The following is a 15,836-nucleotide window of genomic DNA, read 5'->3' as shown; positions in this document are numbered from 1 at the left end:
CAGGATTACAGCCGACTGGCCATCCGTCAAAGGAATTCACAATTCGCAAACACCCCTCGGAATGGATGGCAAGCGTGCTATCTATTACATGGTTGCAGGCTTCAGGAGGTTTCCATGACCCGTTCATCATTCACCCGTCGCTCTCTGATCGCGGGCGGAGGGGCCGTGTTGGCCTCGGGTCTGTTTGTGCCTGCTCGGGCAAAGGGCTTGGCGGCAACACCCTCCATGCGGGGCGGGTCCAACAACTATCGCGCGGGCGCGCCGATCGTTGAACTGATCGGAGGCGGTGGTTTCTGGATGACCGGAACTGTACGCCGCGCGGGCGATGGCGCGCCTTTACCCGGCCAGCGCATCCAGATCTGGGCCCACACAACCGAAGGCCATGAACGTGACCCTGAAAGCCACGGGGCCACGTTGACAGATGCCAACGGAGAGTTTCGGCTGGAGATGCCGCAGATTGTGCCTGCATTTGGCCAACCGCATGGCCATCTGGCCTATGACAGCGGTGAATTCAAAACGGTGTTCCTGCGCCCGGTGATGTCCAGTGCGAGGGACAAAACACTTGCCGCACATTTCGTACTTCAACCTGCCTGAAACATGCGTCAGATCACGGCGATTTGGGCGGTTCTGATCGCCGTCGTATTGATCCCGGTCATTGCCGCTGGGTTCAGCCCATACCTCGCGTGGCGGGATCCGGTCTATATCGCGGCAGGTTTTGCGGGTGTCGCCTGCCTGAGCCTTTTGTTGTTGCAGCCACTATTGGCCGCAAAAGACTTACCCGGTCTTACGCCTGTGTTCAGCCGCCATCTGCATCGCTGGGTTGGGATGGCATTGGTGGGCGCGATTGTGATCCACGTCGGAGGGTTATGGATCACCAGCCCGCCGGACGTCGTTGATGCCCTCACCTTCACGTCGCCCACGCCATTCTCGGCTTGGGGCGTGATCGCGATGTGGACAGCATTCGCGGCCGCTGCGCTGGGGATATTGCGTCAGCGCACAGCGCTTCGATTTCGGGTCTGGCGATTGACGCACACCACGCTGGCATCAGTAACTATCGCAGGCAGCATAATCCACGCTCTACTGATCGAAGGCACGATGGAGATCATGAGCAAGATCATACTATGCGTTTTGATCTTACTGACGAGCGCGCGAACGCTCGTCAGATTACGCGTCTGGGATGTTTCCATACGTTAAACGCCCAAACACCAGCGCATGACTGCCTTTTGCGCATGCAGGCGATTCTCGGCCTCGTCGAAAATCACCGAATTCGGGCCGTCCATGACCTCGGACGTGGCTTCTTCCTCACGGTGGGCCGGCAGGCAGTGCATGAAAAGCGCATCCGGCTTGGCATGAGACATCAGTTCGGGATTGATTTGATAGGGGCGTAGCAGATTGTGGCGACGCTCTTTGGCGGATTGGCTGTCATGCATCGAGACCCAAGTGTCAGCTACGACCAGATCGGCCCCCTCAACCGCTTTGAACGGATCACGTTCCACAACGATCCGCGACCCCTTCTGACGGGCAAATCCCATAAATTCTTCCTCGGGATCAAACTGCGCAGGGCCAGTGAAGGTCAGGTTGAAGCCGAATTGACCCGCCGCGTGCAGGAACGATGCGCAGACGTTATTGCCGTCGCCGGTCCAGACCACTTTTTTACCCGCGATGGGGCCACGGTGTTCCTCAAACGTCAGGACATCGGCCATGATCTGGCAGGGGTGGGTACGATCGGTCAGGCCGTTGATAACGGGCACGTCCGAATACTCGGCCATTTCGGTCAGGATCGTCTCGTCAAATGTACGGATCATGATCATGTCCACATAGCGCGACAACACGCGGGCGGTGTCGGCGATCGTTTCGCCATGGCCCAGCTGCATATCCTTTCCGGACAGCACCATTGTCTGCCCGCCCATCTGGCGCACGCCCACATCAAAGGACACACGTGTCCGGGTCGAAGGTTTTTCAAAGATCAGCGCAACCATCCGGTCTTTGAGCGGTTGTTCATCATCCAGCGCCGCCTTGGGTTGCCCAAGGCGCGCCTGTTTCATCGCGCTGGCCTGATCAATCATGCCACGCAGCGCGGCGGCGTCGGTTTTGTGGATATCAAGGAAGTGGTTCATATCATGTCACTTTTTATTCAATTATCTCTCAGGCCGAGGCCATGTTTGCAGCAACCTGCGCGGCCGCTTTTTCCAGACGGATCACGGCCTGCGCGATGTCGTCCTCGGTCAGGGTCAGCGGTGGCAGCAGACGGATCACATTGTCGGCGGCGGGGACGGTGATAACTTCGTTGTCGTAGCCTGCGTTGACCACATCGATATTGGTGGGCTTGCATTTTAGACCCAGCATCAGGCCAGCGCCACGCACCTCTTCGAATACATCAGGATGATCGGCGATCAGCCCTTCCAGCTTTTGCCGCAGCAGGCCCGCCTTGCGGTTCACACCCTCAAGGAATGCAGGCGTCGATACTTGATCAATCACCGCGCACCCCACGGCGCAGCCCAGCGGGTTACCGCCATAGGTCGACCCATGTGTGCCCGCAGTCATACCGTTGGCCGCAGCCTCGGTGGCCAGAACGGCACCCAAGGGGAAGCCTCCGCCAATGCCTTTGGCAACCATCATGATATCCGGCGTCACACCTGCCCATTCATGGGCGAACAGTTTGCCGGTGCGGCCGACGCCGCATTGTACCTCGTCAAAGATCAGCAACAGGCCGTTGTCGTTGCAAATCTGGCGCAGGGCTTTGAGTTCTGCATCTGGCACGGGACGAATACCGCCCTCACCCTGCACCGGCTCGATCATGATCGCAGCAGTTTGGGCGGTGATTGCGTTGGTCACACCGTCGAGATCGCCGAACGTGACATGTACGAAACCGGGCAGCAGAGGGCCAAAGCCCTTGGTCATCTTCTCGGACCCGGCCGCTGCGATCCCGGCCGAAGACCGACCGTGGAACGAGCCGTCAAAGGTGATGATCTCGACCCGCTCGGGCTGACCTTTGTCGTAGAAATGCTTGCGCGCCATTTTTACGGCCAACTCGCACGATTCCGTCCCGGAATTGGTGAAGAACACCGTATCGGCAAAGGTATGTTCAACAAGCTTGTCGGCCAGCGCCTGCTGTTGCGGGATGTTATAAAGGTTCGAAACATGCCACAGCGCGTGCGCCTGTTCCGTCAACGCATTGACCAGCGCCGGATGCGCGTGCCCCAGCGCATTCACCGCGATCCCGGCGCCCAAGTCCAGAAAACGTCGGCCATCCGCCTCGGTCAGCCAAGCGCCTTCGCCCTTCACAAAGGTCAGGGGCGCACGGTTATAGGTCGGCAGAACGGACGGGATCATCGGATCATCCTTTTCGATATGTTAAGCCCCGTGAGTGATACACGAAGGCCCTTGTCGTCAACTGATTTGGTGAGGTTTGCGCGGATTTACAGCGCAATAGATCAAACGGGCCGGTTACGCAGCGATGCGTCGGCGTCGGAGTTGCAGTATATGCGCGTTTTTGATCATGCCCGTCGTATAGCGGGGCGCGCCCGGTCAGGGAACCCCAAAATTGCGCACGACTCAAAATGCGATTGTTGTGTGAAATTGACACTTGTCATTTGACCAAGAGTGCCCCACCGCTTGACCATGACACCTGCGCGCCACAACCCGCCCCTTGCGGCCCTTCTGATCCTTGCCGCCAGTGCGCTGTTGGCAGGAACAACCCTGCTGGCCAAAGCCCTTGGAACCGACGAGCTTGGCCCGCCTCTGCACCCGATGCAGATCAGCCACGGCCGCTTTCTGTTCGCATTTCTGGTGATCGCCTGCACAGTTGGCGTTTTGCGTCCGCGCCTCAGTCGTCCACATTGGGGTCTACATATCGGGCGCACCAGCTTTGGGTGGGTCGGCATCACGCTGATGTTTGCTTCCGTTGCGTATATACCAATCTCGGATGCCACAGCGATCTCGTTCCTGAACCCGGTTTTTGCGATGATCCTGGCCATTCCACTCCTAAAAGAGAGCATTGGCCCCTGGCGCTGGCTCGCCGCCGCCGTCGCTCTGGCGGGGGCTCTCGTTCTGCTGCGCCCTACGCCCGACAGCTTTCAATCTGCAGCCTTGCTGGCGCTGGCAGCCGCGGCATCTATCGGGATGGAACTAATATTCATTAAAAAACTTGCGGGTCGCGAGGTGCCATTGCAGATCCTGCTGATCAACAACGCGATGGGACTAACGATCGCCTCAGTCGCAGTCAGTTTCGTTTTCCGAATGCCTACATCAGAACAATGGGCCGCATTGGCGGGAATCGGCGTGCTGATGGCCTGCGCGCAAGCGTGCTTTGTCAATGGCATGGCACGTGCCGATGCGTCGTTTGTGGCGCCGATCAGCTATGCCACCCTGGTGTTCGCTGCGCTTTACGATTTTACCGTGTTTCACGTAGTGCCGGATCATATCAGCCTGACCGGTTCTGCCATCATCCTGTCCGGTGGACTGGTGCTGGTCTGGCGCGAGGCGCGTACCACCCCCCCGATCACCTCAAGGAAAGATCCAAACCGCTGATATCCGTGGCGCGCGGGCTGAGCCAATGCGCGACCTTAGGTGGGTGGACCGGGTCAATTACATTGACAACAAACTGGCCAATCTGCGCATCCGGGAAATTGTTTCTTGCGTCTGAAAGAGCAACTTCGCGGTATTGGTCAGTCAAGACCTCAACAATTTTCAGGACTTGAGCGACAGAAATCGCACCATCTTTTCCAATCTTTGCCCAGAACAGATACTCGGGGCCATGCTCGGCCTCGGCCGCACGTGTATAGGCCTGCTCGATTTCGCCAATGGCGTCCTGTGCCGACATCCTTTGTTTCTCGGCGAGCTTGGCAGCCAAGGTCAGCAGCGTCCGGTCCGTCTCAAGCGTTATGGTGGTGCCGCCTTCGACAAGAGACGATGTGGTCATCGCGCAAGCTCCACCGCCGGTTTCTGGTTTTGCACAAGCCGCAGGCACATCTTTTCGATTAGCTTGCCGCGCGAGTGCAATGGGCGTGCAGGTGTCGGTTGGGTAACGGTCAGTTCCGGGAAAAGGAATGCCAGCTCTTCCAAAGCGTCAGGACCCAGCATCTTTAGCGCTTCGCTTCCGGTGTACAGCGACTCGGTGTAGGCGTGTTCAGCAATGACGATCGAATGCTCTTCCAGGACAAAATGAAAGTATTGGACTTCAGTGCAGTCCGCCTGAACGTCGATATCGGGCAGGTGAGTTAGCTTTTTGGCAGGAACCAGCGCTTCCGCGTCGCCCAAAACCCGTTGAGCCACCTTGGATCGCAACATCAACCGGTGCTGTGGTGACACCTTCAGATCATGATTGGGCATCCCCTGCCCCAGAGCGCCCTGGCGGATCAGAACCGGACGCATGTGCGGATTGGCCAAAAGATCAAACCGATCCAGGGTTCTGGAGCCAATCCACCGGATAGGTTTTGCTTCACCTTCCAACGTCGACACAAGATCACCGACCCGCAAATCTTCGACCCTTACATCACCGTGCGGCGTTTTGATCCGCGTGCCGGCGGCAAAACAGACCATAAGCGAAATATTATCGAGGATGCTGCCAAGGCTGTTGTCATCCCCCCCTTCGGTAAATCGCAAAGTATAGTCGCCTTCGGCACCAAAATCGAAATTGAACTCTACCCGTGTGAATGACCCATCAGAAGTGGGCGTCACGGTCTGCGTAAAAATAACGTTGTTATTGGAGTCGAGAACTTCGACCAACACAGGATCATCAAAAGGACCACCGCTGCCGGTTTGACGAGCTGCGATATCGAAGCTGAGTGTTGCAGATTTGTTGTCACCAGTGACTGTAAAGGTTTGTTCCGCGACAGAGGTTTCGTTTCGGTTACCATCAAGCTCCAGAACCAAGTTCGTCGTATCGCCTGTGTTCAGAAACAGGTTTTCGCGGCCAATCTCAATTTCCGTGCCTGTCCATGACCCATAGGATCCGAAAATCTGGAAATTGCTGGCATCCGAAATACCGGGGCTTTCAAAGTCGCCCCCAACAATCAATTCCTGCATGTTCAGCCTTTCAGACCGCGCCCTGTTATCTGCAACGACCGTCTAACACACAAGCCGTTAACATTTAACCAAATTTTCTCACTTTAAGGATTTTTCCGCTTCTACGATTTCAATCTGTAGCCTGTCCGCAGCATTGTCCACGCCGAACCGCCAATCACGAGCGTAGCCACACCGCAGATCACCACCCCTACCCATACTGGGCTGTCAGAAACCCCGATCATTCCAAAGCGCAATCCGTCGATCAGGTAGAAAATCGGGTTTGCATGGCTGAGGACATTCAGCACTGGTGGCAATGCCTGAACCGAGTAAAACGTGCCTGACAGGAAAGCCAAAGGCGTCACAATAAAGTTGGTAATTGCGGCCATCTGGTCGAACTTGTTGGCGAAAATCCCAGCCACTAAGCCCAAAGCACCCATCAATGCTCCACCGAAGACAACAAATACCAGCGCGATCAGAGGATATTTCGGCACGATTCCCAACACCAAAGCCAGCGCGACGGCCACGACCGATGCGATAAGCACCCCGCGCACGATGGCTCCGGCCAGATAGCCCAGAAGGATTTCAAACGGCGACAGAGGCGGCATGAGGGTGTCAACGATGTTGCCCTGTACTTTAGCAACCATCATCGAAGAGGACGTATTGGCAAACGCGTTCTGGATCACTGTCATCATCATGATCCCTGGCGCCAGAAAAGTTAAAAACGGAACCCCCATCACTGCTGCTCGACTGGGGCCGATGGCAATATTGAAGATCAGCAGAAACAATCCGGCAGTGACCAATGGGGCAAGTAAAGTCTGGGTCCAAACGGACATGAACCTCAGGGTCTCACGTCTGGACAGCGTGTAAAGACCCATCCAGTTGACCCTGCCAAAGCGACGTTCGGTGTGTTCTGCGGGAATCTGCATGCTCTGCCTCTGACCTGATTCGAAGACCGCTTGTAACTCGGGCGGCAGTGATTAAAATAGGGGGCTGAGACGATTTCCCAAGGCGGCCCGAATCCGGGGCCGCTTTCCGCTTTTGAAAGGCAAATGATGTCCTGGACTGACGAGCGTGTAGAGCTGCTTAAAAAGATGTGGGGCGAGGGCCAGTCGGCCAGCCAGATCGCCAAGGAACTGGGCGGTGTGACCCGCAATGCGGTTATTGGCAAGGTCCACCGTCTGGGTCTGTCGAACCGCGCCACCGGAGCCACCCCCGCCAAGGCCGAGCCCAAGGAAAAACCGGCCCCCGCAGCGCCCAAGGCCGAGGCCAAGCCGAAACCTGCACCAAAGACCGAACCCGCGCGCCCCGCACCTGCCCCAGCTGCTGAGGCGAAGCCCGCCGTGCCCGCCCGCCGCCAGATCATCCCCGCCGGTCAGCCACTTCCGCCGCAGCCCTCGGCAAACGAGATCAGCCCAGAGGCGCTGGCCAAGGTCAATGAGATCGAGAAGAAGGCCAAGAAGCTGACACTGATGGAACTGACCGAGAAAACCTGCAAATGGCCCGTCGGCGACCCCGCGACCGAGGATTTCTGGTTCTGCGGCCTGCCGGTTGAAGCAGGCAAACCCTATTGCGAGGCGCATGTGGGCGTGGCGTTCCAGCCCATGAGCTCACGTCGCGACCGGCGGCGGTGATTGGGAACGCCAGAGCCTAATTCATTATTGCAGGGGTCAAAAGAGCGCGGGCGTTTTGCGACGCCTGTTGCTGGAAGCGTTGCATAGTCAAGAACGACACAAGGCGTAACGAGCTCTGACAGAGAACATCCCTCGCGGAAAGCTGCGAGGGTGTTTTAGACCGGAGCGTTGGCTGTGCGGACAAAGCGAAACTTTGCCGTCTAAACTAAATCGACTACAAAGCACTGCAAATCACCGGATACAGAGGCTGGTTCGTGGCAGAAATTCCGATCAGATCGTTCCTTGCATCGCTCGTAGCTGTTCGAAAAACGGACGCACAGTACGAAGTTCTGCTCCTAAAGAGAACACAGTCACTGATAGGCGAGTGGTGTCAAGTTGCGGGCGGTATCGAAGATGGTGAAACGGCCTTTCAAACGGCTGTACGAGAGCTTTTCGAAGAGACTGGATTGAAACCCAATGATCTGTATTCAGCCGATATATGCGAGCAATTTTATGAACCAGATCGCGATGCGATTACTATAGCGCCCGTATTTGTCGCATTCGTGGATGCTTCCGCGACGGTAGTACTGAATCATGAACACAGTGACTACCGATGGGTTAGTTTCCACGAAGCTATTGAGATGGTGGCCTTTGGTGGCCAACGGCGCGTACTTCGCTGGATAGAAGACGAATTCGTCAAACGAACCCCAAGCAAACACCTTCTGATTGCAGGAGTCTAAAACATATTAGGTTCGGCTCAATGGCCTCAAACCTGACATTGAAGTTTCGGTGATCTTAAAGCCACTGGCACATGACAGCCATTCACTGCGCCGGATGTGACGGCAAATCCGGCATGGGCATCCAGCGGGGCAAATCCTCTGGCGAGACCGACACATGCAGCCGCTCGGACCGGTCACGCCCCACTTTTCGGTACTTACGCAGCAGGAAAATCTTGCCCCAGCCGCGCCATGTGCCCACTGACCGCGCCGATGTATCGGTCGGGAAGCGGTCGCGCCAGCCTTCGGGCAGGGGCAGGCCGTGCATCTCGGCCTTGTCCAGCATCCAGATCAGAGAGATGTTGCTCAGCGGACGCGCCTCTTCAAACCCGTTCAATTGACCGCCGACATCCCCATGCGTGCCCCGGAACCAGACTTGTTCCACATGACCCTTGAAACCCGGGGTACACTTCCAAAGCACCGGCTCGAACACTTCGCGGGTCTCGTCCAGTGCCATGGCGTGATAGCCGTGGCGCGTGGCGGGGCCGAGCTGATGGTTGTGAAAGGCGTGGCGTTCTTCGGCCCAGCGCCACAGCAGCGGCAAGCGCAGGCCCAGCGCTTTGACCGTGTCCCAGACGCCGACCATTTCGATCGCCACATCCTCGTGGCAGAAGGCTTGCCTAAATTCAGCCGCCGCCTTGCCGTTGGCGTTGCATTCATAGTGGCGATAGGCCTGTTTGATGTTCCGCTCGGTCGCGTGTTCAGCCTTGAGCAACCCGATCAAATCGATCACCCCGGCAAGGCTGCGCACGCCGTATGCCCCGCGCGAATAGCCGATGAAGTAAATCCGGTCGCCGGGCTTATAACGCGAGGCCAGATAGCCGTAAGCACGCCTGATCTGGCGGTTGATCCCCCGCCCCATCATCACGTCCAGCGAGGACTTCCAGCTTTCCCACTGAACCCCGGATTCGTAAAAGACAGAAACCTTGCTGCCCATTTCACAACACAGGCGCAAGGTCTGGCCTGCGTGGGTCTCATACCCCGGTTCCAGCGTCGACATGGTCCCGTCGAGGATAATCACATGGCTGATCGGTTCACGGTGGCGCGACTCGGCTGAGTGTTCGGACCGCAGTGGCCGTCCGAGCCATCCCAGTACCTTTCTACTCAGCCGCGACAGATCCATGCGTCAGCAACTCCCATACTCTTTGAGGTGTGAAAGGCATATCCGCCTGTCGCACCCCGTGATCCCAGAGCGCATCCTGAACCGCATTTGCCACTGCAGCCAGCGCGCCCACGGTGCCGGCCTCACCGCATCCCTTCATCCCCATCGGGTTTGAAGTTGACGGAACCGGCGCCGAGGTAAACTTAATCATGGGTATCTCGGCGGCGCGCGGCAAGGCATAGTCCATCAACGAAGCCGTGAGCAGTTGCCCCTGCGCATCATGCACAACACGCTCGGTCAGCGCCTGTCCGATCCCCTGAACCACACCGCCATGCACCTGCCCCTCGGCCAGCATCGGGTTGATAAGGTTACCAAAATCATCGACCACTGTATAGCGGTCAACCCAGGTTTCTCCGGTGTAAGAATCAATAACGATTTCGGCAACATGTGCGCCATTGGGATAACTGCGCGCATCCAGGTTGGCGCGGGCGTGATGTTGCAGCAGATCAGTGCGGCCATCGGCGCGCGCCATCTCCGCAGCCTCGGTCAGGGTGGGCGTCATGTTCGACCCCGGCGCGCGGAAGGTTTCGTGGTCAAAACGCACATCGCTTTCCTCCACCCCCATTTTATCGGCCAGATAGGGCGTGAATGCGGCGATCATGACGTCGATTGTCGCCAGTGTGGCCGTGCTTTGCACCGTAACGGACCGAGACCCCCCAGTACCGCCACCATGGGGCAGTTGATCGCTGTCGCCCTGCACCACATTGATCCGGCCCACCGGAATTCCGGTCTGATCGGACAGGAAATGGGCATAAACCGTCTCATGCCCCTGCCCGTTCGATTGGGTGCCGACATAGAGGTTCACGGTGCCATCCTCGCAGAACTCCACTTTCGCGTTCTCGGAAGGGTCCCCCAAAATACTTTCGATATAGTAACACAGGCCCTGCCCCCGGATCAGGCCGTGTTCGGCATCGGCGGCCTTACGGGCTGCAAACCCCTCAGTCTGTTCGCCCGCGCGGGACAGGATCATGTTGAAGTCGCCCACATCGTAGGTCTCGCCCGTGGCAGAAGTGTAGGGAAACGCCTCGGGGCGGATGAAATTCTTGCGGCGCAACTCCCACGGGTCCACGCCCAGTTCGCGCGCGGCACGGTCCATGACGCGCTCTAGCACATAAATCGCCTCGGGGCGGCCCGCGCCGCGATAGGCATCGACCTGTGTGGTGTTGGTAAAGAACCCTTCGACCCGCAGATAGGTCGTCTGGACGTCGTAGACGCCCATCAGCACCTTGCTGAACAGGCTGGTCTGAATCGCCTGCCCGAAATGGCTGTTATAGGCCCCCAGATTGATCTTGCTGTGAACGCGATAGGCGGTGATCCGGTGATCGGCATCAAAGGCCAGTTCAGCCAGAGAGGTCAGGTCGCGGCCATGATGATCGGACAGCATCGCCTCGGACCGGTCGGACATCCAGTGCACGGGTTTGCCCAGCGTCTTCGCTGCAACGGCCGTACAGAAGTATTCCGGGTAGGGCATCACCTTCATACCAAAGCCGCCGCCTACATCCGGAGTGGTGACGCGGATGTCTTCAGGCTCAACCCGCAGCTTTTGCGCCAGTTGAGCGCGCATGGCCCAAACCCCCTGCCCGCCATAGGCAAAATGCAGGCGGCCATCGACCCAGTTGGCCTGACAACCGCGCGGCTCGATCGAGGCAATTATGACCCGATTATCCACCACATTGAGCGATACAGTATGCGCCGCAGCCTGGAACGCGGCCTCGGTCGCGGCCTCGTCGCCCAGACCCCAGTCAAAGGCGCGATTGTCCGGCGCTTCGGGGTGCAAGGTCTCTCCGCCCGCATCCACGTCCAGCTTGGCGGGGCATTCGTCAATCTCGACCAAGACCAGTTCAGCGGCGTCGCGGGCCTGAGCTTGGGTGTCAGCGATAACCACCGCGATCGGTTCGCCAACAAAGCGCACGCGGTCGGTCGACAGCATGTGACGCGCAGGCGCCGCTGCGGGCGAGCCGTCCCGGTTCTTGACCGTCGCCGCATTGATCACGGTGTCAATCCCGGCCTCTTTCAGATCCTCCAGCGTCATCACCAGCCGAACCCCATCAGCCGCGCGCGCGGCGTCCAGATCAAGCGCCGTGATCACTCCGTTTGCCACCTGCGAGCGGACAAACACGGCGTGCAGGGCACCTTCTGGTACAACATCATCCATGTAGTGCCCCTGCCCGGTCAGAAACCTCTGATCCTCGGTCCGTTTGACGGGCTGGCTTCTGCCGAATTTTTCCATGGGGCGACCCTCCTGCGCGGTTCCGAAAGCGACCCTAGCCCGCGTGTGGGCGATGTCCAGAAAAAGACAGGGGTTTGGACTTTAAGTTCTGCGGGATTCCGATAGCCTCAGACCCCATGACCTGGACACATGATACCGTTTTCCCTTTCTCTGCCGCGATGACGAGCGGTAAGACCGCAACCCATGACGTTTATGCCGGGGGCGAGGGTCCACCCATCCTGATCCTGCAGGAATTGCCCGGGATCGGGCCGGAAACGCTGGATCTGGCCAAACGCCTGAACGGGGCGGGGTTTCGTGTCTACCTTCCGCATATGTTCGGCACCTATGGCAAAGTCACAATGGGCCGCAACATGGCCCGACTGTTCTGCGTCCGGCGCGAGTTCAACATGTTCCTCAAAGGCCGTCAGAGCCCCATTGCGGGCTGGATGCGATCGCTGGCGGCCGAAATCAAGTCCCGCGACAACGCAGCAGGCGTGGGTGTCATCGGTATGTGCCTGACCGGAAGCTTTGCCCTGACCATGATGGCTGAGGACGCGGTTCTGGGCGGCGTCGCCAGCCAGCCCGCTCTGCCGATCTTCGGCGGCGATGAACTGCACATGAGCCCCGATGATGTCGCGCAAGCCCGCGCGGGCATGGCTGCCAAAGGCCCGGGGCTTGCAATGCGTTATGCGGATGACAAGCTGGCCCCGAAACGGCTGATGTGTGGGCTACAAGACGCATTTGGTGACGACCTTGAAACGCAGGAATATGAGGGCAAGGATCACTCTCTGCTGACGCTGGATTTCCACGAACCGGCCTATCAGAGGGTGCAGGATTACTTCCGTGCCCGATTTGCACAGGCCGGATAGCACACGCACCCTTCCCCTTCCCGCCTCCATTCGCTATTGCAATCGCTGACCCAAGATTGATGACGCAGGACGCACCCCATGGCGATGGAAAAGACATTCAACGCGGCCGAGGCCGAGGCCCGCATCTACGAGGCCTGGGAACAGGCCGGAGCCTTCAAGGCAGGCGCGAACCGCTCGCGCGACGAAAGCTTTACCATCATGATCCCGCCGCCCAATGTGACGGGTGCGCTGCATGTAGGCCACGCGTTCAACAACACGCTGCAGGATATCCTGACCCGCTGGCACCGGATGCGCGGCTTCGACACGCTGTGGCAGCCCGGACAGGACCACGCCGGTATCGCCACCCAGATGCAGGTAGAAAAGATGCTGGCTTCTACCCAGCAACCCGGTCGCCGCGAACTGGGGCGCGAGGCGTTTCTGGACAAGGTCTGGGAATGGAAAGGCGAATATGGCGGCACGATCATTGAACAGTTAAAACGGCTGGGCTCCAGCTGCGACTGGTCGCGCAACGCCTTCACCATGGCGGGCGCACCGCGTGATCCGCGCACCGGCCACGAAAACTCTGCGAATTTTCACGACGCGGTGATCAAGGTTTTCGTCGATATGTACGAAAAGGGCCTGATCTATCGCGGCAAGCGGTTGGTCAACTGGGACCCGCATTTCGAGACTGCGATCTCGGATTTGGAAGTCGAGAATATCGAAACGCCCGGCCATATGTGGCACTTCAAATACCCGCTGGCCGGCGGCGAGACCTATACCTATGTCGAAAAGGATGAGGATGGGAATATCGTGCTTGAGGAAGAGCGCGACTATATCTCAATCGCCACCACGCGACCTGAAACCATGTTGGGCGACGGTGCAGTTGCAGTTCATCCATCGGATGAACGTTATGCGCCAATCGTCGGGAAACTCTGCGAAATACCTGTTGGTCCGAAAGAGCACCGCCGCCAGATCCCGATCATCACCGATGAGTATCCCGATCCCGATTTCGGCTCGGGCGCGGTGAAGATCACCGGCGCGCATGACTTCAACGACAACATGGTCGCCAAGCGCGGCGGCATCCCGATGTACCGCCTGATGGACACCAAAGGCGCGATGCGGGCCGATGGCGCGCCCTATGCCGAGGCAGCGGGTTTGGCGCGGGAATACGCCCGCGGCAAAGACTTCACCGAGAACGAAATCGACACGATCAACCTGATCCCCGATCACCTGCGCGGCCTCGACCGGTTCGAGGCGCGTGCGAAAGTCGTTGAGGAAATCACCGCCGACGGTCTGGCCGTGATGACCCGCGCCGATGACCCGCGTCTGGGCACCAAGCTGGGCGAGGATGACGACCCGGCGGCGCTGGTCCCGCTGGTCGAAAGCAAACCGATCATGCAGCCCTTTGGCGACCGCTCGAAGGTGGTGATCGAGCCGATGTTCACCGATCAGTGGTTCGTGGACGCCGAAAAGATCGTTGGCCCCGCGCTGGATGCGGTCAAGGACGGCACGGTCAAGATCATCCCGGAGTCGGGCGAGAAGACCTATTACCACTGGCTGGAAAACATCGAGCCCTGGTGCATCTCGCGCCAGTTGTGGTGGGGGCATCAGATTCCGGTTTGGTATGGTCCGGGCGTCAAATCAGACAAAGCGAATGAGATTGACGGAGTCGTTGTTCGCAAGACGGAATGGGATTTCGATAGCCCGGTGTCGTTCTGCGCCGCAAACTTCAAAACCGCGCAAAAATTGGCAACCGATTTCTATGGTACTGAGCGCGAAAACGGGGTCGGCAGTTTCGCCCTTCATCGAATCCATGAAGTAGATGATGCGGGCATCGCACAGAGGCAGCTTAAAAGGCTTGATCCCCATGGAAGCGAGGCGGACGATTTCTTTTTGTGGCGCGACCCCGACGTCCTCGACACGTGGTTCTCCTCCGGCCTTTGGCCTATCGGCACGCTGGGCTGGCCCGAACAGACCGAGGAGTTGGAGCGCTACTTCCCCACCGACGTTCTGATCACCGGTGCGGATATTCTGTTCTTCTGGGTCGCCCGGATGATGATGATGCAACTGGCCGTGGTGAACGAAATCCCGTTCCACACCGTCTACCTGCACTCGCTCGTCCGTGACGAGAAGGGCAAGAAGATGTCCAAGACCACTGGCAACGTGATCGACCCGTTGGAGATCGTGGACGAATTCGGCGCCGACGCGCTGCGGTTCACCAACGCCTCAATGGCGGCCATCGGTGGCGTGCTGAAACTGTCCAAGGAGCGCATCACCGGCTATCGCAACTTCGGCACCAAACTGTGGAACGCCGTCCGCTTTGCCGAGATGAACGAGGTCTTCACCGACGCCGTCCCGCAGCTGGACGTGGCCGACCTGAAGCCCAAAGCCGCCGTGAACCGCTGGATCATCGGCGAAACCGCCCGCGTGCGGGCCGAGGTTGACGCGGCGCTGGAAAGCTATCGTTTCAACGATGCGGCCAACGGGCTGTACGCCTTTGTCTGGGGCAAGGTCTGCGACTGGTATGTGGAGCTGTCGAAACCCCTGCTGCAAGGCGACGACGCCGAGGCGCAGGCCGAGACCCGCGCCACCATGCGCTGGGTTCTGGATCAGTGCATGGTCCTGCTGCACCCGATCATGCCGTTCATCACCGAAGAACTGTGGGGCCTGACCGGCGACCGCGCGAAAATGGCCGTCCACGCCGACTGGCCAACCTATGGCACCGAACTGGTCGACGCGGAAGCGGATCGTGAGATGAACTGGGTGATCTCGGTCATCGAAAACACCCGCTCGGCCCGTGCGCAGATGCGGGTTCCGGCGGGGCTGTATGTGCCGATGCTGGTGACAGAGATCGACGCCCATGGCCAAGCCGCATGGGACCGGAACGAGGCACTGATCAAACGACTGGCCCGCATCGACAGCCTGACCAAGGCCGATGAGCTGCCAAAAGGCACCATCTCGATCGCCGCTCCCGGCGCGTCCTTCGGTCTGCCCCTGGCCGATATCATCGACATTGGTGCCGAAAAGGAACGGCTGGAAAAAGCCAAGGGTAAACTGGCCAAGGAGTTGGGCGGCCTGCGCGGGCGTCTGAACAATCCCAAATTCGTGGCCTCGGCCCCGGAAGAGGTAGTTGAGGAAGCTAAAGCCAACCTCGCCGCCCGCGAGGAAGAAGAAGCCAAACTGAACGAGGCGCTGGCCCGGCTGGCCGAGATCGCCTGATCTTCA

General features: G+C 58.7%; 14 protein-coding genes. 7 read left to right on the top strand and 7 right to left on the bottom strand.

What is annotated here, in order from left to right:
- Positions 1–114 precede the first annotated feature (114 nt).
- On the top strand, positions 115–594 hold the full coding sequence (locus tag ACR3EG_RS06845; RefSeq protein WP_480494409.1) for a twin-arginine translocation pathway signal: 480 nt from the start codon (positions 115–117) through the stop codon (positions 592–594).
- Between the two features lie 3 nt (positions 595–597).
- Positions 598–1,194 (top strand): ferric reductase-like transmembrane domain-containing protein, encoded by a 597-nt coding sequence (locus ACR3EG_RS06840; RefSeq protein WP_480494407.1) that lies wholly within the window; start codon positions 598–600, stop codon positions 1,192–1,194.
- Here ACR3EG_RS06840 and argF read toward each other — a convergent pair.
- Together argF and ACR3EG_RS06830 are read right to left on the bottom strand one after the other, a co-directional pair.
- On the bottom strand, positions 1,191–2,117 hold the full coding sequence (gene argF, locus ACR3EG_RS06835) for an ornithine carbamoyltransferase (protein WP_480494405.1): 927 nt from the start codon (positions 2,115–2,117) through the stop codon (positions 1,191–1,193). The two genes, ACR3EG_RS06840 and argF, sit on opposite strands and share 4 nt — an antisense overlap.
- A gap of 28 nt (positions 2,118–2,145) precedes the next feature.
- Positions 2,146–3,333: an acetylornithine transaminase gene (locus ACR3EG_RS06830; RefSeq protein ID WP_480494403.1), complete on the bottom strand. Its 1,188-nt coding sequence runs from the start codon at positions 3,331–3,333 to the stop codon at positions 2,146–2,148.
- Positions 3,334–3,621: 288 nt separating this feature from the next.
- Between ACR3EG_RS06830 and ACR3EG_RS06825 the strand changes: the two genes are divergently transcribed.
- On the top strand, positions 3,622–4,530 hold the full coding sequence (locus ACR3EG_RS06825; protein WP_480495909.1) for a DMT family transporter: 909 nt from the start codon (positions 3,622–3,624) through the stop codon (positions 4,528–4,530).
- Here ACR3EG_RS06825 and ACR3EG_RS06820 read toward each other — a convergent pair.
- From ACR3EG_RS06820 to ACR3EG_RS06810, 3 genes are all read right to left on the bottom strand, one after another.
- On the bottom strand, positions 4,502–4,921 hold the full coding sequence (locus tag ACR3EG_RS06820) for a NusA N-terminal domain-containing protein (RefSeq protein WP_480494401.1): 420 nt from the start codon (positions 4,919–4,921) through the stop codon (positions 4,502–4,504). The two genes, ACR3EG_RS06825 and ACR3EG_RS06820, sit on opposite strands and share 29 nt — an antisense overlap.
- Positions 4,918–6,027, bottom strand: a complete 1,110-nt coding sequence (locus ACR3EG_RS06815; RefSeq protein WP_480494399.1) for a Hint domain-containing protein — start codon at positions 6,025–6,027, stop codon at positions 4,918–4,920. Before ACR3EG_RS06815 ends, ACR3EG_RS06820 begins: the two co-directional genes overlap by 4 nt.
- Before the next feature lie 101 nt (positions 6,028–6,128).
- A complete protein-coding gene (locus ACR3EG_RS06810; RefSeq protein WP_480494397.1) occupies positions 6,129–6,932 on the bottom strand; it encodes an ABC transporter permease in 804 nt (267 codons plus the stop codon).
- A gap of 126 nt (positions 6,933–7,058) precedes the next feature.
- Between ACR3EG_RS06810 and ACR3EG_RS06805 the strand changes: the two genes are divergently transcribed.
- Both ACR3EG_RS06805 and ACR3EG_RS06800 read left to right on the top strand, forming a co-directional pair.
- Positions 7,059–7,637 carry a GcrA family cell cycle regulator gene (locus ACR3EG_RS06805; RefSeq protein ID WP_480494395.1) on the top strand — a complete coding sequence of 193 codons (579 nt, stop codon included), beginning with the start codon at positions 7,059–7,061 and terminating at the stop codon, positions 7,635–7,637.
- A 254-nt stretch (positions 7,638–7,891) separates the two neighbouring features.
- Positions 7,892–8,356: an NUDIX hydrolase gene (locus ACR3EG_RS06800; protein ID WP_480494393.1), complete on the top strand. Its 465-nt coding sequence runs from the start codon at positions 7,892–7,894 to the stop codon at positions 8,354–8,356.
- An 82-nt stretch (positions 8,357–8,438) separates the two neighbouring features.
- On the opposite strand, the gene ACR3EG_RS06795 is transcribed toward ACR3EG_RS06800, so the two are convergent.
- Together ACR3EG_RS06795 and ACR3EG_RS06790 are read right to left on the bottom strand one after the other, a co-directional pair.
- Entirely contained in the window at positions 8,439–9,515 is a 1,077-nt protein-coding gene (locus ACR3EG_RS06795; protein WP_480494391.1) for a DUF2235 domain-containing protein, read from the bottom strand.
- Positions 9,493–11,784 (bottom strand): xanthine dehydrogenase family protein molybdopterin-binding subunit, encoded by a 2,292-nt coding sequence (locus ACR3EG_RS06790; protein ID WP_480494389.1) that lies wholly within the window; start codon positions 11,782–11,784, stop codon positions 9,493–9,495. The genes ACR3EG_RS06795 and ACR3EG_RS06790 overlap by 23 nt, the downstream gene beginning before the upstream one ends.
- A gap of 116 nt (positions 11,785–11,900) precedes the next feature.
- Between ACR3EG_RS06790 and ACR3EG_RS06785 the strand changes: the two genes are divergently transcribed.
- Both ACR3EG_RS06785 and ACR3EG_RS06780 read left to right on the top strand, forming a co-directional pair.
- On the top strand, positions 11,901–12,632 hold the full coding sequence (locus tag ACR3EG_RS06785; protein WP_480494387.1) for a dienelactone hydrolase family protein: 732 nt from the start codon (positions 11,901–11,903) through the stop codon (positions 12,630–12,632).
- Positions 12,633–12,710: 78 nt separating this feature from the next.
- A complete protein-coding gene (locus tag ACR3EG_RS06780; RefSeq protein ID WP_480494386.1) occupies positions 12,711–15,830 on the top strand; it encodes a valine--tRNA ligase in 3,120 nt (1,039 codons plus the stop codon).
- Positions 15,831–15,836 lie beyond the last annotated feature (6 nt).

Source organism: Ruegeria sp. AM7, assembly GCF_056535965.1.
The sequence above is the reverse complement of the archived record's forward strand: the minus strand, read 5'-3'. Positions and strand labels throughout refer to the sequence as shown.

Excerpts from the sequence above, each read along its gene's own strand:
- ACR3EG_RS06845 (WP_480494409.1), top strand. The coding sequence starts at position 115 with ATGACCCGTTCATCATTCACCCGTCGCTCTCTGATCGCGGGCGGAGGG.
- ACR3EG_RS06840 (WP_480494407.1), top strand. The coding sequence starts at position 598 with ATGCGTCAGATCACGGCGATTTGGGCGGTTCTGATCGCCGTCGTATTG.
- argF (WP_480494405.1), bottom strand. The coding sequence starts at position 2,117 with ATGAACCACTTCCTTGATATCCACAAAACCGACGCCGCCGCGCTGCGT.
- ACR3EG_RS06830 (WP_480494403.1), bottom strand. The coding sequence starts at position 3,333 with ATGATCCCGTCCGTTCTGCCGACCTATAACCGTGCGCCCCTGACCTTT.
- ACR3EG_RS06825 (WP_480495909.1), top strand. The coding sequence starts at position 3,622 with ATGACACCTGCGCGCCACAACCCGCCCCTTGCGGCCCTTCTGATCCTT.
- ACR3EG_RS06820 (WP_480494401.1), bottom strand. The coding sequence starts at position 4,921 with ATGACCACATCGTCTCTTGTCGAAGGCGGCACCACCATAACGCTTGAG.
- ACR3EG_RS06815 (WP_480494399.1), bottom strand. The coding sequence starts at position 6,027 with ATGCAGGAATTGATTGTTGGGGGCGACTTTGAAAGCCCCGGTATTTCG.
- ACR3EG_RS06810 (WP_480494397.1), bottom strand. The coding sequence starts at position 6,932 with ATGCAGATTCCCGCAGAACACACCGAACGTCGCTTTGGCAGGGTCAAC.
- ACR3EG_RS06805 (WP_480494395.1), top strand. The coding sequence starts at position 7,059 with ATGTCCTGGACTGACGAGCGTGTAGAGCTGCTTAAAAAGATGTGGGGC.
- ACR3EG_RS06795 (WP_480494391.1), bottom strand. The coding sequence starts at position 9,515 with ATGGATCTGTCGCGGCTGAGTAGAAAGGTACTGGGATGGCTCGGACGG.
- ACR3EG_RS06790 (WP_480494389.1), bottom strand. The coding sequence starts at position 11,784 with ATGGAAAAATTCGGCAGAAGCCAGCCCGTCAAACGGACCGAGGATCAG.
- ACR3EG_RS06785 (WP_480494387.1), top strand. The coding sequence starts at position 11,901 with ATGACCTGGACACATGATACCGTTTTCCCTTTCTCTGCCGCGATGACG.
- ACR3EG_RS06780 (WP_480494386.1), top strand. The coding sequence starts at position 12,711 with ATGGCGATGGAAAAGACATTCAACGCGGCCGAGGCCGAGGCCCGCATC.